General features: G+C 65.5%; 21 protein-coding genes. 10 read left to right on the top strand and 11 right to left on the bottom strand.

What is annotated here, in order from left to right:
- Window positions 1-45: 45 nt before the first annotated feature.
- The 10 genes from BN60_RS27130 (at window position 46) to BN60_RS27085 (ending at window position 9,714) form a co-directional block, all read left to right on the top strand.
- Window positions 46-945 (top strand): polysaccharide deacetylase family protein, encoded by a 900-nt coding sequence (locus BN60_RS27130; RefSeq protein WP_020699339.1) that lies wholly within the window; start codon window positions 46-48, stop codon window positions 943-945.
- A 1-nt stretch (window position 946) separates the two neighbouring features.
- On the top strand, window positions 947-1,879 hold the full coding sequence (locus BN60_RS27125) for a polysaccharide deacetylase family protein (protein WP_020699338.1): 933 nt from the start codon (window positions 947-949) through the stop codon (window positions 1,877-1,879).
- A gap of 4 nt (window positions 1,880-1,883) precedes the next feature.
- Window positions 1,884-3,218: an MmgE/PrpD family protein gene (locus tag BN60_RS27120; RefSeq protein ID WP_020699337.1), complete on the top strand. Its 1,335-nt coding sequence runs from the start codon at window positions 1,884-1,886 to the stop codon at window positions 3,216-3,218.
- An 85-nt stretch (window positions 3,219-3,303) separates the two neighbouring features.
- Window positions 3,304-4,533 (top strand): ABC transporter substrate-binding protein, encoded by a 1,230-nt coding sequence (locus BN60_RS27115; protein ID WP_020699336.1) that lies wholly within the window; start codon window positions 3,304-3,306, stop codon window positions 4,531-4,533.
- Window positions 4,534-4,552: 19 nt separating this feature from the next.
- Entirely contained in the window at window positions 4,553-5,425 is an 873-nt protein-coding gene (locus BN60_RS27110; RefSeq protein ID WP_020699335.1) for a branched-chain amino acid ABC transporter permease, read from the top strand.
- The gene (locus BN60_RS27105) at window positions 5,422-6,384 is read left to right on the top strand and encodes a branched-chain amino acid ABC transporter permease (protein ID WP_020699334.1); all 963 of its coding nucleotides are present in this window, start codon (window positions 5,422-5,424) and stop codon (window positions 6,382-6,384) included. Before BN60_RS27110 ends, BN60_RS27105 begins: the two co-directional genes overlap by 4 nt.
- Entirely contained in the window at window positions 6,377-7,105 is a 729-nt protein-coding gene (locus BN60_RS27100; RefSeq protein WP_020699333.1) for an ABC transporter ATP-binding protein, read from the top strand. The genes BN60_RS27105 and BN60_RS27100 overlap by 8 nt, the downstream gene beginning before the upstream one ends.
- Window positions 7,098-7,799, top strand: a complete 702-nt coding sequence (locus BN60_RS27095) for an ABC transporter ATP-binding protein (protein ID WP_020699332.1) — start codon at window positions 7,098-7,100, stop codon at window positions 7,797-7,799. The genes BN60_RS27100 and BN60_RS27095 overlap by 8 nt, the downstream gene beginning before the upstream one ends.
- A 100-nt stretch (window positions 7,800-7,899) precedes the next feature.
- The gene (locus BN60_RS27090) at window positions 7,900-8,826 is read left to right on the top strand and encodes an alpha/beta hydrolase (RefSeq protein ID WP_020699331.1); all 927 of its coding nucleotides are present in this window, start codon (window positions 7,900-7,902) and stop codon (window positions 8,824-8,826) included.
- A gap of 54 nt (window positions 8,827-8,880) precedes the next feature.
- Window positions 8,881-9,714, top strand: a complete 834-nt coding sequence (locus tag BN60_RS27085) for a helix-turn-helix domain-containing protein (RefSeq protein ID WP_083856309.1) — start codon at window positions 8,881-8,883, stop codon at window positions 9,712-9,714.
- Between the two features lie 37 nt (window positions 9,715-9,751).
- On the opposite strand, the gene BN60_RS27080 is transcribed toward BN60_RS27085, so the two are convergent.
- The 11 genes from BN60_RS27080 to BN60_RS27030 form a co-directional block, all read right to left on the bottom strand.
- Window positions 9,752-10,747, bottom strand: coding sequence for an ABC transporter ATP-binding protein (locus BN60_RS27080; RefSeq protein ID WP_020699329.1), 996 nt, complete (start codon window positions 10,745-10,747; stop codon window positions 9,752-9,754).
- The gene (locus BN60_RS27075) at window positions 10,728-11,723 is read right to left on the bottom strand and encodes an ABC transporter ATP-binding protein (RefSeq protein WP_020699328.1); all 996 of its coding nucleotides are present in this window, start codon (window positions 11,721-11,723) and stop codon (window positions 10,728-10,730) included. The genes BN60_RS27080 and BN60_RS27075 overlap by 20 nt, the downstream gene beginning before the upstream one ends.
- A 5-nt stretch (window positions 11,724-11,728) precedes the next feature.
- Complete coding sequence (locus BN60_RS27070) at window positions 11,729-13,435, bottom strand: ABC transporter substrate-binding protein (protein WP_043284376.1); 1,707 nt, start codon at window positions 13,433-13,435, stop codon at window positions 11,729-11,731.
- A 19-nt stretch (window positions 13,436-13,454) separates the two neighbouring features.
- Window positions 13,455-14,348 (bottom strand): ABC transporter permease, encoded by an 894-nt coding sequence (locus BN60_RS27065; RefSeq protein WP_020699326.1) that lies wholly within the window; start codon window positions 14,346-14,348, stop codon window positions 13,455-13,457.
- Window positions 14,345-15,298 carry an ABC transporter permease gene (locus BN60_RS27060; RefSeq protein ID WP_020699325.1) on the bottom strand — a complete coding sequence of 318 codons (954 nt, stop codon included), beginning with the start codon at window positions 15,296-15,298 and terminating at the stop codon, window positions 14,345-14,347. Before BN60_RS27060 ends, BN60_RS27065 begins: the two co-directional genes overlap by 4 nt.
- Window positions 15,299-15,368: 70 nt before the next feature.
- On the bottom strand, window positions 15,369-16,808 hold the full coding sequence (locus BN60_RS27055; protein ID WP_020699324.1) for an amidase: 1,440 nt from the start codon (window positions 16,806-16,808) through the stop codon (window positions 15,369-15,371).
- A gap of 11 nt (window positions 16,809-16,819) precedes the next feature.
- The gene (locus BN60_RS27050; RefSeq protein ID WP_020699323.1) at window positions 16,820-17,215 is read right to left on the bottom strand and encodes a YybH family protein; all 396 of its coding nucleotides are present in this window, start codon (window positions 17,213-17,215) and stop codon (window positions 16,820-16,822) included.
- Between the two features lie 93 nt (window positions 17,216-17,308).
- Window positions 17,309-18,478 carry a BaiN/RdsA family NAD(P)/FAD-dependent oxidoreductase gene (locus BN60_RS27045; RefSeq protein WP_043284372.1) on the bottom strand — a complete coding sequence of 390 codons (1,170 nt, stop codon included), beginning with the start codon at window positions 18,476-18,478 and terminating at the stop codon, window positions 17,309-17,311.
- Window position 18,479: 1 nt separating this feature from the next.
- Window positions 18,480-18,860, bottom strand: a complete 381-nt coding sequence (crcB, locus tag BN60_RS27040) for a fluoride efflux transporter CrcB (protein WP_020699321.1) — start codon at window positions 18,858-18,860, stop codon at window positions 18,480-18,482.
- Window positions 18,860-19,882: a P1 family peptidase gene (locus tag BN60_RS27035; protein WP_020699320.1), complete on the bottom strand. Its 1,023-nt coding sequence runs from the start codon at window positions 19,880-19,882 to the stop codon at window positions 18,860-18,862. The genes crcB and BN60_RS27035 overlap by 1 nt, the downstream gene beginning before the upstream one ends.
- Window positions 19,879-20,631 carry an SDR family NAD(P)-dependent oxidoreductase gene (locus BN60_RS27030; RefSeq protein WP_020699319.1) on the bottom strand — a complete coding sequence of 251 codons (753 nt, stop codon included), beginning with the start codon at window positions 20,629-20,631 and terminating at the stop codon, window positions 19,879-19,881. Before BN60_RS27030 ends, BN60_RS27035 begins: the two co-directional genes overlap by 4 nt.
- Window positions 20,632-20,649 lie beyond the last annotated feature (18 nt).

The raw sequence follows: 20,649 nt of genomic DNA, 5'->3' as shown, positions 1-20,649 counted from the left end.
CGCATGATGCACTTGCCGCGCCAACAAGGGAGAGAAAGCACCAGGATGGACCCTTACAGATTCGGCTATTCCCCCGTCGTCGCGCGGCCGAAGCTCTCTTGGCCCAACAATGCACGGGTCGCCGTCTGGGTTTGCCCCAACATCGAACATTACGAGTATGTGCCGGCCGAGGTGCGTGTCCGTAATCCCTGGCCGCGCATGCCCCATCCCGACGTGCTGGGCTATGGCGGCCGTGACTACGGCAACCGTGTCGGCCTGTGGCGCATGTTCGAGGTGCTGGACAAGCACAATGTGCGCTGCACCGTCTCGCTCTCCATGTCGGTGATCGAGATGTATCCCGAGATCCTGGAGGCGATGGAAGCGCGCCGCTGGGAGTATATGAGCCACGGCTACTTCAACACGCGCTATCACTGGGGCTACAGCGAACAAGAAGAGCGCGAGGTCATCGAACACAGCAAGGCGACGCACCTGCGCCTGACCGGCCGCAAGCTGCGCGGCTGGTTCTCGCCGGCGATCTCCAACACCATGGCCACCCCCGATCTCGTGAAGGAAGCCGGCCTCGACTATTTCTGCGACTTCTATCACGACGACCAGCCGACGCCGCTGGTCACCAAGCACGGAACCCTGATCCACGTGCCCTATACGATGGATCTCAACGATGCGCTGATCTACCGCCAGCCGGTCGAGGCGGAGGAATTCGCGCAGATGATCATCGATCATTTCGACACGGTCTATCGCGAGGGCCAGGAGAATGGCCGCGTCATGTGCATCGCCCTGCATCCCTACATGATGGGTGCGCCGCATCGGCTGAGACACCTCGACCGGGCACTTTCCTACATTCGCAAGCACAAGGATGCCTGGGTTTGCACCGCCGAGGAGATTCTCGACTGGTACGTCGCCAATGGGCTGAAACCCTTCCAGCAACATCTCGGGAAGGAGGCGTGAGATGAGCACCCCTCCCAATAATATCCCCAAGAACCCGCCGCCGCTCAGGGCCGGGATGGACAATCCCTGGTACGACTATTCGCCGTTTCCGCTCCGGCCGAAGCTCAATTGGCCGCGCAATGCCCGCGTTGCCTCCTTCGTACTGCTGCATCTCGAATACTGGGAACTGCTGCCGGACGAGAAGAGTCATAAGGACCCGCGCTATGTCGGCGAGTACGGCAGTTTCGTGCCCGACTACCGCACCTGGACACAGCGTGAGTATGGCAACCGGGTCGGCATCTTTCGGGTGCTCGACGTGCTCGACCGCTATCAGATCCGTGCCGGCGTGGCGGTGAATGCACTGGCCGCCGAGCGCTACCCCTTCCTGATCGAGCAGTTCAAGAAGCGGAAATACGAGTTCATCGCGCACGGCCATTCGGCTAACCGCATGATCACCTCGAAGATGACCGAGGCCGAAGAAAAAGCGGAGATCGAATCCTCGATTGCCGCCGTCGAGAAAGCTTCCGGCGTGCGCCCGACCGGCTGGCTCGGCCAGGACTATGGCGAAAGCACCCGCACGCCCGGTTTGCTGGCCGAGGCGGGGCTCGACTACGCACTCGACTGGCCGAACGACGATCAGCCCTATCCGATGAAAGTAGGTGGACGGAAGTTCGTCTCGCTGCCCAACCAGCCGGAGTGGGACGACGTGCAGCAACTCTGGCTGCGCCGCATCCCGACCACGCGCTATCCCGACATCGTGGGCGAGGCGTTCGAGCTGCTGCACCACGAGGGCGGTCAGGTGTTCAACCTGTCGATCCACCCGTGGCTGATGGGCATGGCGCACCGCATCAAGTATCTCGACGAGGCCCTGCGCCGGGTCGAGCGCTTCGGCAATGCCTGGCAGGCCACGCCCGGCGAAGTTGCCCGGCACTATATCGACACGATGATGGGCTGACGCCGTGACCGCCTTCTGGCTCGACACCCTGGCTTCCTTCGTCGCCGACTTCCGCCTGGAATCACTGAAACCGGCGACGGTCGAACAAACCTCCTACGTCATGCTCGACACGATCGGCGCTATTGCCGGCGGTGCGGCGGAACCGGAGATGCAGGCGCTGACGGCCAAGCTCGCCGTCAGCCCGGCGGGCGAGGCATCGGTGATCGGCACGGACAAGAAAGCCGTGTCCGCCGCGGCCGCCTTCCTGAACGGCACGGCCGGCACCTTCCTCGAAATGGACGAAGGCAACCGCTTCGCCAAGGGTCATCCCGCCATCCATGCCCTGCCCGCCGTGTGGGCACTGGCCGAGATCAAGGGGCTCTCAGGCAAGGCCGTGATGGAAGCCTTGATCCTGGGCTACGAGATCGGCGCGCGCATCGGCATCGCCGCCGCGCTTCGACCCGACATGCATCCGCACGGCACCTGGGGCACGGTGGGCGCCGCCACCGCCGTCGCGAAGCTGCTGGGCTACGATGCCGCCCGGATTCGCGAGACGATCAACGTCGCGTCTTCGCTGACGCTTGCCACCTCCAAGCGGACCATGCTGGAGGGCGGCACGGTACGGAATGCCTATGCCGGCATCTCGAACCGCATGGCGCTGATGGCGATAGACCTGATCGAAGCAGGGTTCGTTGGCGAACGCGACGGGCTGTCGAGCGTGTTCGGCCGGGTCGTATCGGAGACCTTCGACACGGCGAAGATGATCGACGGGCTCGGCCGCGACTGGCAGATCGACCATAACTATTTCAAGCTCCATTCCTGCTGCCGCTACAATCACGGCGCGCTGGATGCCCTCGATCTCCTGCTCGCACGCGAGCGGGTCGCCCCCGATGCTGTCGAGCGCGTCGATGTCGCGAGCTATCTCTACGCCGCCGAACTCGACGACCAGGCGCCGCGCAACACGCTGGGCGCCAAGTTCTCCGTGCCCTTCGCCGTGGCAACCCGGCTGGTTCGTGGCTCTTCCGCCGTCGAGAACTTCACCTGGGATGCCTTGCGGGACGAGCGCGTGCAGGCCCTCGCCAAGCGGGTCTTCGTGGTCGAGGACAAGGCGATGACCTCGCGCTTGCCGCAGGTCCGCCCCGCCCGGGTCGATCTCAGGCTGCGCGACGGCCGCACGCTCACGGCGGCGGTGGAAGCCAATCGCGGCGACGACCAGGACCCCTATTCGCGGGAAGAACTCACGGCCAAGTACTTCTCCCTCACGGCGCGCGTGTGGTCGCACGAGACAGCCGACGCGGCACGGCAGAAGATCCTGACCCTCGACCGCGTGAGCGACTTGCGCTCTGTCCTGCAATCCTGAGTTTGGCCCCGAGTTGGCATCGCGATTGCTCCCTGGCAGTCGCTGTCGTAGCGTTCGCCTCAGGGAACCAAGAAGAGGCTTCACGATGAAAAAGCACGTGAGCGTTCGGATTTCGCGTCGTGGGTTCGTCGCCGGAACGGCCGTACTGGCCACCGGCTCCCTCGGGTTTCCGTCGATCGGCGGCGCGCAGGCGGCCGCCGTAAAAGTCGGCATGATCCATCCGGTGACGGGGTTCGTCGCCTACAACGGCCAGCAGAGCCGGTTGGGCGGCACCATGGCCGTCGAGGACGTGAACAAGGCGGGCGGCATCAAGTCGATGGGCGGCGCCAAGCTCGAGGCCTTGCTGGGCGACAGCCAGTCCAAGGTCGAAGTGGGCGTGAGTGAAGTCGAGAAGATGAACGAACAGGGCGTCGCGGCCTATATCGGCTGCTTCCAGAGCCCTGTCGGCATCGCCGCCAGCCAGGCCGCCGCCAAGTACAACACGCCCTTCCTGATCGACGTCGGCGCCTCGGACCTGATCGTGAATCGTGGCCTGAAGAACGTGTTCCGCTTGAAGCCCGGTTTCGGTGTGTGCGTCGACGACGGCATCGCCTCGCTGGGCGCCCTGAACAAGGCCGCCAACAATGTCGCCAAGACCGCGGTTATCGTCCACGAATCGGGCGAGTTCGGCACCGGAACCGCCAAGCTGCTGGCCGGCAAGCTTCCGTCGGTCGGGATCACGGCGAAGGAGCTGATCGCGCACGACAATCCGACGCGCAACTTCGACAACATCGCCCTGCGCATCCGGTCCATGGCGCCGGACATCGTGATGATGTCAAACTACGGCAACGAGTACATGCTGCTGGCGCGCACGCTGTTCCAGCAGAAGGTCAATGTCGCGGGCTTCTATTCGATCCTGGGCGGCGGCTTCAATTACAAGTTCGTCAAGGACATGCCCGACGTCTCGCAGTACATGATGGACGTCAACCACTGGTTCAACCCGAAGAGCGCCAAGGCGCAGGAATTGAAGAAGCGTGTCGAAGCTGCGGGCGCGCTCTTCACCTTCGAGGTCTATCTGACCTACTCCAACGTGATGCTGCTGGCCGACGCGCTTGAACATGCAGGGTCGGCGGACAAGGAGAAGCTCACCGCGGCCCTCGCCGCCTCGACCTACAAGGCCGACCTGCTACCTTACGGCCCGACCAAGTTCGTGAACGGCCAGAACCAGGGCGGGCGGCCAGCCGTCATGCAATCGCTCAAGGGCGATATCGAGGTGATCGCCCCCGAGGAATTTGCCTCGGCCAAGGCGGTGTTCCCCAAGCCGAAATTCGGCTGAGAGCGGGCGCGCAACCGGCGTGCTCGATCCCGCCTTCCTCCTTGCCGGCGTCCTGAACGGCCTGCTGGCTGGTGGCATCTATGTACTGGTGGCAGTGGGCCTCACGCTGATCTACGGCGTGCTGCACATCATCAACTTCGCGCATGGCAGCCTGCTGATGCTGGCCATGTACGCCGTCTTCTGGCTGTGGCGGCTGGCCGGCATCGATCCCTATGCCGCGCTGCCGCTGGTGATCGCCGGCTCCTTTGCCTTCGGCTTCGTCCTCTATCGACTGCTGATCGGCCGCTACAATCACGGCCGCGACGAAAACATCCTGCTGATCACCCTCGGCCTCTCGATCGTGTTCGACAATGCCGCCCTCCTCTTCTTCGGCGGCAACACGCAGACGATAGACGTTCCCTATGCCGGCACCTTCGTCGAGCTGGGCGCGGCCTTCCTGCCGCTGCCCAAGATCATCTCCTTTGTCGCCTCGCTGATCCTCTGCACCGCGCTCGCGCTCTACATGGCCTTCAGCGACACCGGCAAGGCGATCCGTGCCGTCGCCAAGGAACGGCAGGGCGCGCGGCTGGTCGGTATCGATGTCGAGACGGTCTTCGCCGTCTCCTACGGCATCGGCATCGCCTGTCTCGGTGCGGCAGCCTGCCTGCTGATGCCGACCTACTACGTTACGCCCTCCTCGGGCCACGCCTTCGTGCTCGTCGCCTTCACCATCGTCGTGCTGGGCGGCATGGGGAGCTTCGTCGGTGCGGCGGTCGGCGGTCTGGTGATCGGCGTCACCGAATCGTTGGGGGGACTGTTCCTCGGCGAACAACTGGGCCAGATCGGCATCTCGCTGATCTTCATCCTGATCCTGCTGCTGAAGCCCACCGGCCTGTTCGGGAGCAAGGCGTGAGCCGCGCGACGCTGCTCTGCATGGTCGGTCTCGCAGCAGCCCTCGTCTATCCGCTGCTGGTGCCGAACTATCTGGTGAATATCGGCATGCTGGTGTTCTTCACCGCCTTCATCGGCCAGTCCTGGAACATCGCCGGCGGCTTCGCAGGCCAGACCTCGTTCGGCCATGTCGTCTTCTTCGGCACCGGCGCCTACACCTCGACGATCCTGCAGGTGACCTACGGCTGGAACCCCTGGCTCGCCTGGCCGGTCGCCACGGCGATGGGCGGTGTCGTTGGCTGGATGATCGCCGTGCTCTCCTTCCGCGCCGGCCTGCGCGGCTCCTACTTCGCGCTGATCACCCTGGCTTTCGCCGAGGTCTTTCGCATCCTCGCCAACTCAGTGCCCTTCACCAAGGGCGGACTGGGCATGCTGATCAAGGCCGACCAGCGGCCGATCAACTTCCAGTTCAAGGACCCGATCTGGATCTACTATCTCGCCCTCCTCCTCTGCCTCGTCTCGGTGGCCATCGCCTGGCACCTGACGCGCAGCCGCTTCGGCGCGCGCCTGGTCGCCATTCGCGAGAACGAGGATGCGGCGCGGGCGCTGGGCATCGACGTCTTCGCCGAAAAGGTGAAGGTGCTGACCCTCTCGGGCGCGATGTGCGCCGCCGGCGGCACCTTCTATGCGCAGAAGTATCTCTACATCGATCCTTCCATCGCCTTCGGCGTCGATAAATCGGTCGAGATGCTGCTGGTCAGTATGGTGGGCGGCGCCGGCACCATCTTCGGTCCCCTGATCGGCTCCTTCACTCTAATGGGCATCAACGAGGCGACGCGCTGGCTGGCGAGCGTTGTGCCGGCGCTGAAGAACGTCCAACCCCTCAGCCTCATCGTCTACGGCATCATGCTGATCCTGATCGTGGCCCGCCTGCCCAATGGGCTGATGGGACTGTTCCGTCGAGGGCCGGCGCGTGCTTGAGGTGCGCGACATCTCGAAGGCCTTCGGCGGCCTCAAGGCCGTGGATCACGCTTCGCTCGACGTGAGGCAGGGCGAGATCGTGGGACTCATTGGACCGAACGGCGCCGGCAAGACGACCCTGTTCGCCACCATCGCCGGCTTCCATCGGCCCGACGCCGGCACGGTCGCCTTCGACGGCAAGGCGATCACCGGCCTGGCGCCGCACCGCATCTGTGCCGCCGGCATGGTCCGCACCTTCCAGATCACGCAGCCCTTCGCGGGAATCAGCGTGCGCGAGAACATCATGGTCGGCGCCTACTTCCGCACCGCCGACCGCCATCAGGCGGCTCGCGACGCCGAGGCGGTCGCGGCCATAGTCGGCATGGCCGACCAGCTCCACCGGCGCGGCGCCGACCTCACCGTGGCCGGCCGCAAGCGGCTGGAACTCGCCCGGGCGCTGGCGACGGGGCCGCGCCTGTTGCTGCTCGACGAGGTGATGGCGGGCCTCAACCCGACGGAAATCGTCGAGATCGTAGGCGTCATCGAGGATATCCGCGCTTCCGGCGTCACGATCCTGCTGATCGAGCATGTGATGCAGGCCGTCACATCGCTTGCCGAGCGGGTCTATGTGCTGAACCAGGGCCGCATGATCGCCGAGGGCACGCCCGCCGCCATCGCCGAGAACCCGCAGGTCGTCGAAGCCTATCTCGGCCCCGGCGCCGCCAAGGTGCTGCGTGCTTGAGGTCGCCGCCTTGCGCGCCGGCTACGGCCCGATCGAGGTGTTGCGCGGCATCGACCTCACCGTCGCGGCAGGTGAGATCGTGGCCCTGCTGGGCAGCAATGGCGCGGGCAAGTCGACCTTGAACAACAACATCTCCGGCCTCTACCGGCCATTTGGTGGCGCGATCCGGTTCGATGGCAAGGACATCGCCGGCACCCCGTCGATGCGGATCGTTGAAAGCGGCCTCGTACAGGTGCCTGAAGGTCGGCGCGTCTTTCCCAATCTGACGGTGCGCGACAATCTCGAACTCGGCAGCTACCGCCGCGGTAAGCCCACTCGGGCACGGAATCTGGAGCGCGTGCTGACGACCTTCCCGCGGCTGCGCGAACGGCTGCGCCAGGCCGCCGGCACGCTCTCGGGCGGCGAGCAGCAGATGCTGGCGATCGGCCGCGGCCTGATGGCCGAGCCTCGGCTGCTGATCCTCGACGAACCCTCGCTCGGCCTCTCGCCCCTGCTGGTCGAAGAAATGTTCGCCTTGATCGGCCGCCTCAATGCCGACGGCCTCTCGATCCTGCTGGTCGAGCAGAATGTCATGCAGTCGCTCACCATCGCCCACCGCGCCTATGTCCTGGAAAACGGCCGCATTGCGCTGCAGGGCCTGGCAGCGGAACTCGCGGAGCATCCCGACTTGCGCAAGAGCTACCTCGGCCACTGACGTCAAATTGGCAATCGCGGCACCGTGCCGTCTCCGGCCGCGGCCTAGCATCCGGCCCACCGCCCTGCGCGGTGCTTTGAAGCCGGACGGGACCTTGATCATGAAAATCGTCGGATTGCTCGGATCGCTCGCCATGATGGCGGCTTGGTCGACGCCGCTGGCCGCGCAGACACCGCCGCCCTCCAGCCCCCCGGCCGACGATGCGCGCGCCCAGGCGATCGCCCGCTACATTGCGGCGACCAAGGCGCCTCTCAAGCATCCGCTGCGCGACGCTGCCAATATCGACCGGCACAGTATCGAAGTCGGCAAGCGCAGCGATGGCACGCTCATCGAGATCGACCTCTCCATTCCACAACCCACCGGCGGCAAGCCGATCCCCGTCGTGCTCCTGCTCCATGGCGGATTGCCCGACGAAGCCACGATCCGCCCCAAGGCCTGGCAGGTGTTCCGCGACTGGGGTACCGCACTGGCCGCGAGCGGCGTCGCTGCCGTCATGTTCGACCATTCGCTCGGCGTGCCTCGCCGCCGCCTCGACCAGGCTCTGGCCGAGACCGACACCGTCCTCGCCTGGCTGGCCAAGGAAGGGCCCGGCCGCGGTCTCGACACACGGCATCTTGCCGCTTTTGTCTTCTCGGCCGGCGGGTTATTCGTGCCGGAGCTGCTGAGCGACAGCCGCCCGCTGCGCACCGACCGCGTCGTCATGTTCTATCCGTCCACGGGCGTCGTGCCGGGCAGCCCGACCGCAGCCGTCACCGACGCCACGCTCGCTGCGCGCATGAGTCTCTCGGCGGCGGCCAAGCGCCTCGCCAGCCAGCGTACGCAGCTCCTGGTCTTGCGCGGCGGCGGCGACGCCTTGCCTGGCCTCCTAAAACTGCTCGATGAGACGACCGCCGAGCTGCTAGCAGCCGACGTGGCGTTCGAGTTGATCAACGTTCCGGGAGCACCGCACAATTTTGACGCCATCACCGACAGCGCCGAGGTACGGAGTGCGATCGACCGGGCACTGGCCTTCGCCGCCCGGCGCTGACAACCGGATATCTGTGCTATCGTTCTGTAGGGGGATGGGCCGCAGGAGCGGATCATGGGGATGCGACTAGCCACGAGTGTCGAGCGTCGCCGCCGGATTCGCCGAGCTGTGCGTCATGTCGAGCAGCGTTTCCGCAGCGAACCCGATGCGCAGATGAAGTTGGCCGAGCTGGCCGATATCGCCTGCTTGTCGCTGTTCCATTTCATCCGCCTCTACCAGAGCGCCGTCGGCGAAACACCGCAAGCGACCTTGCGCCGCCTCCGGCTCGAAGCGGCGCGGCAGCGGCTCACGGCCGATCCGGCGCTCAGCGTCACCGAGGTCGCTTTCGACTCGGGCTACGACAGCTCGCAGGCCTTCACCCGTGCCTATCGCCGGCAATTCGGCACGGTGCCGAGTGTCCGTGACGAGGCCATGGGGCTGCTGGAGAGCGTCGACGCCACGGTCGTCGAGCTGCCGGCGCTCACCATGCAGACCATGGAGATAGAGCGCAGCTGGGCCGGCGCCTGGACGGCCTATGACGAGTTGATGGGGCGGCTCGAGATCGCCGCCGTGCCGATGCGCAATCAGAACGTGTTCGGAGTCTTCTCGCCGGACCGCGTCTTCGCCCATGCCTGCGCGCTGGAGAACGATTTTGTCGACGGCCGCTTCCGGCTGCAGCAGCAGCGTCTCGACGGCGGTTGGCATGCCTGCCTCGGCGGCCAGCCCGACGCGGTGTGGCGACGCCTCGATCGTGACGCCGCGCTGAACAAGGCGCGCGTACTTAACCGGCCGATCTTGATGCGCTACCTCAACGACCCTTCCTACAAGGTCGACACCGAGCAGAAGATCCGGCTCTACGTGCCGCTGGTGGCAGGCGTGCGGCCAGAAGATCTGTCGCTACTGCTCTGATCTCTACCCTCGCGTCTCCGCCAGAGAGGATAGAAGATCAACCTTCCGCAAAGTGGCAGGCCGCGCGATGACCGGGCGACAGCTCGCGCAGTTGCGGTTCCTCGGTACGGCAAAGGTCGGTCGCCATGGGGCAGCGCGTATTGAAACGGCAGCCGGGCGGCGGGTTGAGCGGGCTCGGGATCTCGCCGACCAGCGCCTGGTGCGAACGCTGCGCTTCGAGGCGTGGGTTGGGGATCGGCACCGCCGCCAAGAGCGCCCGCGTATAGGGATGCTGCGGTCGGCGGTAAAGCTGGTCGCGCGGCGCAAGCTCGACGATCTTGCCGAGATACATGACGGCGATGCGGTCGCTGATGTGGCGCACCACGGCGAGATCGTGGGCGATGAAGAGATAGGCAAGGCCGAGCCGCGCCTGCAGGTCTTGGAACAGGTTGACGACCTGCGCCTGGATAGAGACATCCAGGGCCGAAACCGGCTCGTCACAAACCACCAACGCGGGGTTCACGGCGAGCGCGCGGGCGATACCGATGCGCTGGCGCTGGCCACCGGAGAATTCGTGCGGGTAGCGGCGCCCCATCTCGGGCCTGAGCCCGACCATGTCGAGCAGTTCGGCGACGCGGGCTCGGCGCGCGACGCGATCATCGCCCACACCGTGCACGATCAACGGTTCGCCGACGATGTCAGCTACCTTCATGCGCGGATTGAGCGAGCTGAACGGGTCCTGATAGACCATCTGCATGCGCCGACGGATCGGCCGCATCTCGCCGCGGTCCAGACGGGTAACATCGCGGCCCTCGAAGCATACGCGGCCCGCCGTAACCTCCAGCAGTCGCAGCACGGCGAGCCCTGCCGTGGATTTACCCGAGCCCGACTCGCCGACCAGGCCGAGCGTCTCGCCCGCCTTGAGGGCAAAGTCGATCCCGTCGACGGCTTTGACCGAGCCGACGCGCCTTTTGGCGAGCAGGCCGCGACGAACTGGGAAATGCACACGCAGGCCCTCGACCTGCAGCAGCGGTTCAGCGGAACTGGGTGACATCGGCGAAGCAGGCTTTCCTGTGAGTGCCGTCGTCGACAGGTTCGAGAACCGGTCGATCCCGACGGCAACGATCGATGGCGAAGCGGCAGCGCGGCGCGAAGGAGCAACCGGGCGGCATGGCGGCGAGGTCAGGCGGCTGGCCCTCGATCGGCACCAGCCGCTGACGTTCAGCGTCGTCGAGCCGCGGCACCGACGCCATCAGCCCCATTGTGTAGGGATGACGCGGATCCTCGTAGATCTCGAGCGCCGTGCCGCTTTCGACAATGCGGCCGGCATACATCACTGAAACGCGGTCGGCGTAACGGGCGACGACGCCGAGATCGTGGGTGATCAGGATCATCGCCGAACCGGCCTCGCGCGTGAGCTGCTTCAGGAGTTCGAGGATCTGCGCCTGCACCGTAACGTCGAGCGCCGTCGTCGGCTCATCGGCAATGATCAGACGCGGCGTGCAGGCCAGCGCCATGGCGATCATGGCGCGCTGGCGCATGCCCCCGGAGAATTCGTGCGGATAGGCGCGCACGCGGTTGGCCGCGTCGGGAATATGCACCCGGCTGAGCAGGGTCTCGGCCTCGCGTAGTGCTGCCGACCATGGCATGTCGCGGTGGCGGTTGAGCGGCTCGCCGACCTGCAGGCCGATGCTGAGCGCCGGATTGAGCGACGACATCGGCTCCTGCGAGATAAGCGAAATGCGGTCGCCGCGAATCTCCTGCATCTGCCGTTCCGAGAGCGCCAGCAGATCCCGCCCCTCGAACATCACCCGGCCGCCGGCGATCTCGCCGGCCGGACGCTGTACCAGGCGCAGGATCGACATCGCCGTCACGCTCTTGCCCGAACCGCTTTCGCCGACGATTGCCAGCGTCTCGCCCTCGGCGACATCGAAGGAGACGCCATCGACGGCAGGCAGGATGCCGCTATCGGTGTGGAAGCGGACCGACAGGTCCTCGACCGCGAGCAGCGGTACAGCAACCGAAGCCATGGCGGTCAGTATCCCAGCTTCTTCTTGAGGGCCTGATCGATCCAGATGCGGGCATAGATCGGGCCGGGGCGCACCGCGCCGGCGCGCAGTTCACCATTGTAGTTTTTCACCCATGGCCACCACGCGGTGTGGGCATAGGGCGTCGGCAGCCAGATGTACGGCGCCTTCTCCAGCATCTCGACGGTCATGGCCCGCACATGCGCTTGGCGCTCGGTCTCGTCGCGCAAAGCGTACATCGCGGTGATCTTTTCGTCGAAGGCGGGGTCGGCCCAGCCGGACGGGTTCCACGGCGAGCCGGTGCGGAAGTTACGCGTCAGCGTCGTCGTCGGATTGGAATGACCAATCGAAAAGAAGTAGCCCTGCGTCATCTTGCGAGCGGCGAGAGCCGCGAAATAGGCGCCGGGCTCCATGGGCTGGATCTCGATCTTGACGCCAACCCGCGCGAGGTAGCCCGCGACCAGCGGCAGCAGCTCCATATGATCGGGGAAGCAGGAGCAGACCTGGGTCTTGAAGGTGAAGCCGTTGGGGTAGCCCGCCTCGGCCAGCAGCGCCTTGGCCTTCTGCGGATTGTACTCGAACAGCTCCTTCACCGCGGTCGGCATCTCGGACAGGGGTTGGAAGTAGCCACCGAAATCGGGATGCTGCGGATAGGCAAAGAGCTCGGCGTGGCCGTTGTAGTAGGCGTCGACGATCTCCTGCTTGTTCACCGCCATGTTGAGCGCGCGGCGCACGCGGATGTCGTCGAACGGCTTGGTGTTGACGTCCATCGACAGGAAGATGCCGGCCTGGCCGAGCCAGCGCCGCCACTTCAAGGCCGGCGAGCTCTTCTTCAGGCTCTCGACATTCTGCCAACGCACGGATTCCAGGATGTCGAGCTTGGCGGTGCGCAACGCCGTGATCCAGGTCGCCTCGTCCTTGATGAAGCGGAACACCACCTTGTCGACGAAGGGCAGCTTGTAGTCCTTGCCTTCGATCTTCTCGCTGTCCCAATAGTTGGGGTTCTTCACATAGACATTGGAGTTGCCCTGCACCACGTCGGCCAGGGTGAAGGGGCCGGTGCCGTTGGCGTTCTTCCAGTTCGTCGCGCCGGCCTCGATGACCTCGCGCGGCACGATGCCGGAATAGTGTCCGTAGCCGAACCGATAATTCCATTCGGAATGGTATCGGTTCATCTCGATGACCAAGGTATGCTTGTCGCGCGCATAAATCTTCTCGATGTAGTCGAAGAAGCCGCGGGCGTTCTGCGGGCTGGTGTTGACCCGGTCGAAGGCATAGACGACGTCATCGGCGGTGAGCTCGCGGCTCGCCATGACGCCCGGCTTTTCTGGAAACATCACGCCCTTGCGCAGCGTGACGACGACGGCCAGCGGGTTTTCCTGCCATTCCCATTTCTCGGCCAGCTCGCCACGGATGGCATCCGCTGGCAGCCAAGCATCGGCCACGAACTTGTGATTGCCGCCGCGGCCTTCGGACTTGGAGAGATCGGCGGCGAAAAGCTGCTCGTAGAACTGGCCGGTGTCGTGATTGAACTTCCAGCCCCAGTCGCGCGGATCCCAGGAGAGTGGAGCCAAGGTAAGATAGACTGTACCGATATCGAGCGTGCCGCCATAGCGCGGCGCCCCCTGTGCATGCAGCACCTGCGGAGCAGCGAGCGCCGTTCCGGCAACTGCAGCCAGCAGCAGCCGCTTCAAGGTTCGTTTCAGTCCCATCATTCTCTCCATCCCCCGATTTTCAGTGGCGGCCGCCGCGCAGACGCGGATCGAGCAGATCGCGCAGCGCGTCGCCGAACATGTTGATGCCGTAGACCACCAAGGTGAGGCAGATGCCGGGGGCCAGCGCGAGCCACGGCGCGAGATACATGAAGGTGCGGCCCGACCCGGTGAGCATGCCGCCCCAGCTCGGCGCCGGCGGCGGAATGCCGAGGCCGAGGAACGACAGACCGGCTTCGACCAGGATCACCGCGCCGACGCGCATGGTGAACAGCACGATCACCGTCGGCATGACGTTGGGCAGCACGTGGAAGATCAGAACGCGGGCCATCGGCGCGCCGATCGACTGTGCGGCGTGGACATAGGTGTTCTCGCGTACCGAGATGACCGCGCCGCGGATGATGCGGCTGCCACCAATGCCGTAAAGGAAACCCAGCACGACGATCACCTGCCACATTCCGGGCCCAAGGACGGACACGACGACGATCAGGATCACGAGATCGGGGAAGCTCATCCAGGCGTCGACCAGGCGCTGCACGACGATGTCGAACTTGCCGCCGAGATAACCACTCAGGACGCCGACGAAGACCGACACGACGGTGGCAAGCGCTGCGCCGCAGAAGCCGATGATGACCGAAAGCTGCGCGCCGTAGAGGACACGCGAAAGCACGTCGCGACCGAGATTGTCGGTGCCGAATGGGAAGGCCAGCGACGGCGGCTTCAGCCGGTTGACCGGATCGACCTGATTGTAGCCGTATGGCGCCAGCAGGTCGGCGAACAATCCGCAGAACAGGAAGATCGCGAAGATGATCGCGCCTGCCGCCCCCAGCGGCTTGCCGAGGAAGAGCCGGCGAAGGAATCCCATGACCGGGCCGCGTTCGCGGAATGAGGATTCGGTCTGTACGAGGACGGTCATTCGAGCCTCACCTTCGGATCGAGGAGGCCGTAGGAAAGATCGACCAGGAAGTTGATCAGGACGATCGCCACGCCGGTCACCAGGAAAACACCGGTGACGATCGGATAGTCACGGTCGAATACCGCCTCGATCAGCAGCAGCCCCATGCCCGGAATGACGAAGATCTGTTCCATGATGACGGAGCCGCCGATCAGCAGCGTCGCCTGTAGACCAATCACGGTGACGACCGGGATCAGCGCATTTCGGAGCACGTGGCGGACAACCACGACGCGCTCGCTGAGGCCCTTGGCCCATGCGGTACGCACGTACTCCTGACGCAGCACTTCGAGCATTGTCGTGCGCATCATGCGAATGGTCACAGCGGAGAGCGATGTGCCCATGATCAGCGCCGGGATGATCAGCTGCTTGAGGTTGGCAAGCGGGTCTTCGCGGAAGGGAGTGAACTTCACTTCGGGCGACCAGCCCCACCAGATCGCCGGGAAAACGACCACGATGGTGGCGATCCAGAAACCTGGGACCGCCAGCATGAAGATCGAGAAGGAACGCGCGATATAGTCAGCGGCAGTATCCTGGCGGACTGCCGACAGGATGCCGATCGGCAGCGCAATCGCGAGCGCAATGGTAAGCGCCAACAGAGACAATTCGAGGGTCACCGGCAGGCGGGCCGCCAACATGTCGGCGACCGGCGTCTGCCGCCACAGCGACATCCCGAAGTCGCCGTAAAAGAGCACGCCGCCGATCCATTGCAAGTACTGTTCGACCATCGGCCGGTCGAAACCCAACGCGCGTTCCAGCGCGCTGCGGTCGAGTTTGTCGGCGCCGCTGTCCTGCGACAGCATCAGGTCAATCACGTCGCCTGGGATCAGGCGCACGACCATGAAAACGATGACGCTGGCAAAGAACAGTGTCGGCACCAGCGCCGCTATCCGACGAATGACAAAAGCCTGCATCGCGCCTCTCTGGCAGCGTTGATAGGGGTTGCAGTCGCCCTGCGCGGCGCTGCGATTGCGAATTTGCCGTTCAGGCGCCTGCCGGCAGGGAAGGACGGCGATGCATCCAGGGTCGCGTGGCCTCGAGCTGGCCGGCGAGACGGAACAGGGTTGCTTCGTCACCGAAGGCCGCAGCGAACATGACGCCGATCGGCAGCCCCTCCTCGCTCCAGGCAAGCGGCACAGACATGGCGGGTTGGCCGCTCATGTTGAACAGGCTGGTAAAGGGAGAGTAGGTGCGCATGGCGTCGCGCCAGGCCGCTAGATCGGGACTATCCATATGATGGATGCCGAGCTTCGTCGGCGGCGCGGCAAGCGTCGGCGACAGCAGCACATCGTAGCTTCGATGGAATGCCGCCATGCGCCGGCTATGGCGATGGATCGCCTGAACCGCGGCGGCATAGGCTTCAGCGCTCATCGAGTCCGCTTCCTCGACGGCCGCCCAGGTAATGCGATCGACATCGGCTGCCGCGAGCCTGCGCCCCAACGCCCGCGCCCTTCGGCTCAAAGTCAGGCGCACATTGCTCGCCACCAGAACCCACGAAGCGCGTTGCAGCTCCTCGAACGAACCTTCCGGCTGCGCCTCCTCGACATCGTGTCCGAGTTCTTCGAGGAGCTTCGCGGCATCGAGCGCGGCGGAGCGGCACTCCGGCGCTACGGAGACACCGGACAGCGGCGCGAGCTGCAACGCGATCTTCAGTCGCTTCGGGTAAGTGGTGGCGGCCGAAAGGTAGCTCCCTTCGACCGGCGGCGCGCAATAAGGATCGCCCGGCGCCGGCCCGTGCGTGGCATCGAGAACGGCGGCGCTGTCGCGCACAGATCGAGCGATGACATGGCTGGTCGCTAGACTTCCCCAGCCTTCACCTGCCAGTGGACCGGAGGGTGTACGGCCGCGCGTCGGCTTCAGTCCGAACAGGCCGCAGGCCGATGCCGGAATGCGAATCGAGCCGCCGCCATCGCTGCCGTGGGCGATGGGCACGATGCCCGCCGCCACTGCCGCCGCCGATCCTCCCGACGAACCGCCTGGACTGTGCGCGAGATTCCATGGATTGCGCGTGGTGCCGCTGTAGCTCGTCTCCGTCGAGACCGAGAGCCCCATCTCCGGCGTCGTGGTCATGCCGAAGATCACCAGCCCAGCCCGCTTGTAGCGCTCGACCAGGGTCGAATCGTGATCCGCGACGTAATCGGCGAAGAGGCGCGAACCTAGAGTCGCCGGCGCCCCGGCGAGCATGGCCGACAGGCTCTTGAGCAGGAACGGCACGCCCCGAAAGAGACCTTCCGGCAAGTCCCCGGCGATCGCCTCGCGGGCGCGATCCGGGAACGATGCCGACAGGGCATTGAGGTGGGGATTCCAACGCGCCGCCCGTTCGAGCGCGGCATCGAGCAGTTCACCAGGATGAAGTTGGCGCGTGCGGACCAACTCTGCCATGCAGAGGCCATCCATCGAATCGTATTCGGCGATATTGCTCATGGTCGTCGCCGTCAGCCGCGCACCGGCCGGACATCGCTGTTCATGATGTCGCGATGAAGCCTCCAGCCGGCCTCGGTACGCTTCCAGATCACGATGTACTTGCCGCAATCGGCCACCTGCCCGTCCGGCTGTACCCACTCGGAAGTGCCGCGTTCCCACGCGCCGTCACCGCTCCCCTCGACCTCCTGGGTCGCAAGCACCAGACGCGCCGGACGGCGAGATCGGATGTGCTCTCCGAAGATAACGGCGCCATGGCGGCCACACACGGCCGGCATACCCGGCATCAAGATCAGCGCATCCTCGGTATAGAGGTCAGCGAAAGCTTCGAGGCTGCCGGCATTGGCTAGCGTCACGAAGCACTGCACCGCTGCTTCGATTTCCTGCCGGATGGTCGATCCACTGTTCATACCCGCTCCACTCTCTCGTCCTGGCGAGAGAGTGGAGCCGTCAGGCAAGCAGCGCGTGACCGTGTTTGCGCAATTCGGCGGCGGTCGACTGGTCTAGACCGACTCTCCAGCCACCCAGCCCGACGACCAGGCCCACTGGAAGTTGTAGCCGCCCAGCCAGCCCGTCACGTCGACGGCTTCGCCGATGGCGTAGAGGCCGGGAACGGATTTGGCCTCCATGGTCTTGGAAGAAAGACCGGCGGTGTCGATGCCGCCCACGGTGACTTCGGCCTTGGCGTAGCCCTCGGTGCCGGTCGGAACGATCGTCCAGGTCTTGAGCCGCGCCGCCAACGCTTCGAGATCGCGATCGCGCAGGTTGGCCATCGTGCCCTCTGTGCCGATGTCGGGCGCCAGCGCCTGGGCCAGGCGCTGCGGTAGCTTTTCGGCAAGCACCGTCCGCAGCTCGGCCTTGGGCCTTGTCCGCTTGCGCTCCTTCAGGAACGCGGCGGCATCGAGGTCGGGCAACATGTCGACCACGATCTGTTGTCCCGGGCGCCAATAGGACGAGACCTGCAGGATCGCCGGCCCCGACAGTCCGCGATGCGTGAAGAGAAGCGCCTCGCGGAACGAGGCGCGGCCACAACGCGCCACGACGTCGAGCGACACGCCGCTGATGGCGGGCGTGGCCAGCGTCAACGGCACGAGGCCCGGCCGTATTTCGGTGAGCTTCAGGCCGAAGCGTCGTGCGAGGTCGTGTGCGAAGCCCGTGGCGCCCATCTTGGGTATCGACAGCCCGCCGGTCGCCAGCACGAGCGCGGCAGCGGAGAAATCACCGTGATCCGTCGTGATCGTGAAACGGTCGGCCTTCTCGACCTTCGTCACCCGATGCGCGACGCGGACATCGACACCGGCCGCCGCGCATTCGTCGAGCAGCATCGCCACGATCTGGCGGGCCGAGCCGTCGCAAAAGAGCTGGCCCAGGGTCTTCTCGTGCCAGGCGATGCGGTGCTTTTCCACCAGCTCGATGAAATCGTGCTGGGTGTAGCGCGCCAGCGCCGACTTGCAGAAATGCGGATTGTTCGAGAGGAAGGCCTCGGGCCGGGCGTCGAGATTGGTGAAGTTGCACCGTCCGCCGCCCGAGATGAGGATCTTCTTGCCGACCTTCTCGGCATGATCGAGCAGCAGCACCTTGCGGCCGCGTTGGCCGGCCCGCAGGGCGCACATCAGCCCCGCGGCACCTCCTCCCAGGACGACGACGTCGAAAGCATGCTGGCTCACTCTCAAATCACCCGAGCGCCACCCGCATCGACCATAGGCCGAGGACCAGGCCGATCAGCGCACCAGCCGCCGAGCCGCCAACATAGAGTGAGGCCAGAAGATATTCGTGACGCTCCCACAGCAAAATGGCGTCGAGCGAAAAAGCGGAAAATGTCGTGAAGCCGCCCAGCACGCCGGTCGCCAGAAAGAGCCGGAGATGTCCTGTCGTGTCGGATCTTTCCATGAAGAAGCCGGCGACCAGGCCCATCGCCAGCGAGCCCAGGATGTTGATGACCAGGGTATGCCAAGGGAAGTGCGTGCCCATCAGCCGCGCCACCCAGATATTCATGCCGTGACGCGCCGCACCGCCGATGCCTGCGCCCACGAACACGACGAGATAGCCCATCATCAGCGGCCCCCGAAGCGCGTCTTCCAGTCGGGCAGCGCGTTTGCAAACGGCAACGCCGTCGCCTCGTAGACGCCGCGTGCCACGGCGCGGGCGAGACAGTCGGCCGCCACGGTGCCCAGCTCGGTCATTACCTTCGGGTCAGCTGCATCGCCCAGTGCCGCAGCCTTGCCGGTCGCGGCGGCGAACACCGTGTCGCCGTCGTTCGGCGCATGGACCGGCCGCAGCGACTTGCCGAGTCCGTCATTGGCCATGATGGCCAACCGTTTGCACTCGGCCTTGCCGAGCCGCGCGTCGGTTGCGACCAATGCAATCGTGGTTGCCGTCGCCTGCACCGGCTGGCCTTTGAAGCGGATCGACAGCGCATCGCCGGGCAGGCGCGCCGGCCAGCCCTTGCCGCCGAACTCGCCGTCGCGCTCGTAAGCGCCTGCCCAGAAGTGTGGCCCGTCGCCGATCGTCGCGGCGCCAACAGCGTTGACCGCCACCAATGCGCCGACGGTGAAGCCCTGGCTGGTCTTCGCGCTGGTCGAGCCCAATCCGCCTTTCAGACCCGCGGTCGTGGCGCCCACGCCCGCTCCCGCCGTGCCGAGCGCGAAAGTATCGCCTGCCGCCAGGGCAGCATCGCGGCCGAGATCCCAGTAGGGCGGCCGTTGCTTCACCGGCTCACGCAACCACGCCTTATCGCCGCCATTGACCAGATCGAACAGGATCGCCTGCACCGCCACGGGAACGGTGATGCCCCCGAAAGTCGCGCCACGCCCCTGCGCGCACAGCACTGCCGAGGCGCCACCTGCCGCGTCGAGACCATAGACCGAGCCGCCAGACAGCACGACGGCGTCGATATTGCCGCGCACCATCTCGGGTTCGAGCGACGTCACCATGCGCGAGCCCGGCGCGCCGCCCAGCGTCACGACGCTCGCGACCGCGCCGCCGTCGAAGATCGCCACGGTGGCGCCCGTCGCCGCACGCATGTCCTCGGCATTGCCAACCAATACGCCAGCAACATCGGTGATCAGGTTTCTCATGTCAGGAACTCGCCGCCGTTCACATGGATGGTTTGGCCGGTAATGAAGGTGCCCTCCGGTCCGACCAGCAGGCGCACCATGGCGGCGATCTCCTCGACCGTACCGAAGCGCTTCAATGGGATGGGACGGTTGACGCGATTGGCCGGCGCAGGGCCAGCCGACGCACCGCGCGTCGTGTCGATGGCGCCGGGCGCCAGCGCGTTGCAGGTGATCTTGTGCGGCGCGAGCTCGACCGCGAGCGCCCGCATCAGGCCTTCGAGGCCGGACTTCGACGCCGAGACATGGCAGCGATTGGGCGTGCCCACATGCGTGGAGATGCCCGAGAGCGCCACGAAGGCGCCGCCACCCCGCGCCACCATCTGCGGCACAATCGCTTTGCCCAGCAGGAAGGCGCCATCGAGCGCTACCGCCATGATCTCCCGCCATTCGTCGAACGACATGTCGAGAAACGATGTCTGTCGTCGCAGGCCGGCATTGCTGACCAGAATATCGACGCCGCCGAACCTGGCGGCCGCCTCCGCCGCGAGACGCGGCGGCACGGCGGGATCGGAAACGTCGCCCATGGCGGCCATTGCCCGGCCACCGGCGCCTTCGATCTCGGCGACCACCGCATCGACGGTGGCCTTGTCCGCACGGCCGTTGACGACGACCGCCGCGCCATCGCGCGCCAGCGTAAGCGCAATAGTACGCCCGATATTCTTGCCTGCGCCCGTAACCAGCGCGACCTTGCCTTGCAGGGGTGATGACATGCGTTCTCCGCCCGGATC

The organism is Reyranella massiliensis 521, from assembly GCF_000312425.1.
In the GTDB taxonomy this organism is placed as follows: Bacteria; Pseudomonadota; Alphaproteobacteria; order Reyranellales; family Reyranellaceae; genus Reyranella; species Reyranella massiliensis.
The sequence above is the reverse complement of the archived record's forward strand: the minus strand, read 5'-3'. Positions and strand labels throughout refer to the sequence as shown.

Bases quoted from the DNA above. Each gene is read 5' to 3' on its own strand.
- BN60_RS27130 (WP_020699339.1), top strand. From the start codon at position 46: ATGGACCCTTACAGATTCGGCTATTCCCCCGTCGTCGCGCGGCCGAAG.
- BN60_RS27125 (WP_020699338.1), top strand. From the start codon at position 947: ATGAGCACCCCTCCCAATAATATCCCCAAGAACCCGCCGCCGCTCAGG.
- BN60_RS27115 (WP_020699336.1), top strand. From the start codon at position 3,304: ATGAAAAAGCACGTGAGCGTTCGGATTTCGCGTCGTGGGTTCGTCGCC.
- BN60_RS27090 (WP_020699331.1), top strand. From the start codon at position 7,900: ATGAAAATCGTCGGATTGCTCGGATCGCTCGCCATGATGGCGGCTTGG.
- BN60_RS27085 (WP_083856309.1), top strand. From the start codon at position 8,881: ATGGGGATGCGACTAGCCACGAGTGTCGAGCGTCGCCGCCGGATTCGC.
- BN60_RS27080 (WP_020699329.1), bottom strand. From the start codon at position 10,747: ATGTCACCCAGTTCCGCTGAACCGCTGCTGCAGGTCGAGGGCCTGCGT.
- BN60_RS27075 (WP_020699328.1), bottom strand. From the start codon at position 11,723: ATGGCTTCGGTTGCTGTACCGCTGCTCGCGGTCGAGGACCTGTCGGTC.
- BN60_RS27070 (WP_043284376.1), bottom strand. From the start codon at position 13,435: ATGATGGGACTGAAACGAACCTTGAAGCGGCTGCTGCTGGCTGCAGTT.
- BN60_RS27065 (WP_020699326.1), bottom strand. From the start codon at position 14,348: ATGACCGTCCTCGTACAGACCGAATCCTCATTCCGCGAACGCGGCCCG.
- BN60_RS27060 (WP_020699325.1), bottom strand. From the start codon at position 15,298: ATGCAGGCTTTTGTCATTCGTCGGATAGCGGCGCTGGTGCCGACACTG.
- BN60_RS27055 (WP_020699324.1), bottom strand. From the start codon at position 16,808: ATGAGCAATATCGCCGAATACGATTCGATGGATGGCCTCTGCATGGCA.
- BN60_RS27050 (WP_020699323.1), bottom strand. From the start codon at position 17,215: ATGAACAGTGGATCGACCATCCGGCAGGAAATCGAAGCAGCGGTGCAG.
- crcB (WP_020699321.1), bottom strand. From the start codon at position 18,860: ATGATGGGCTATCTCGTCGTGTTCGTGGGCGCAGGCATCGGCGGTGCG.
- BN60_RS27035 (WP_020699320.1), bottom strand. From the start codon at position 19,882: ATGAGAAACCTGATCACCGATGTTGCTGGCGTATTGGTTGGCAATGCC.
- BN60_RS27030 (WP_020699319.1), bottom strand. From the start codon at position 20,631: ATGTCATCACCCCTGCAAGGCAAGGTCGCGCTGGTTACGGGCGCAGGC.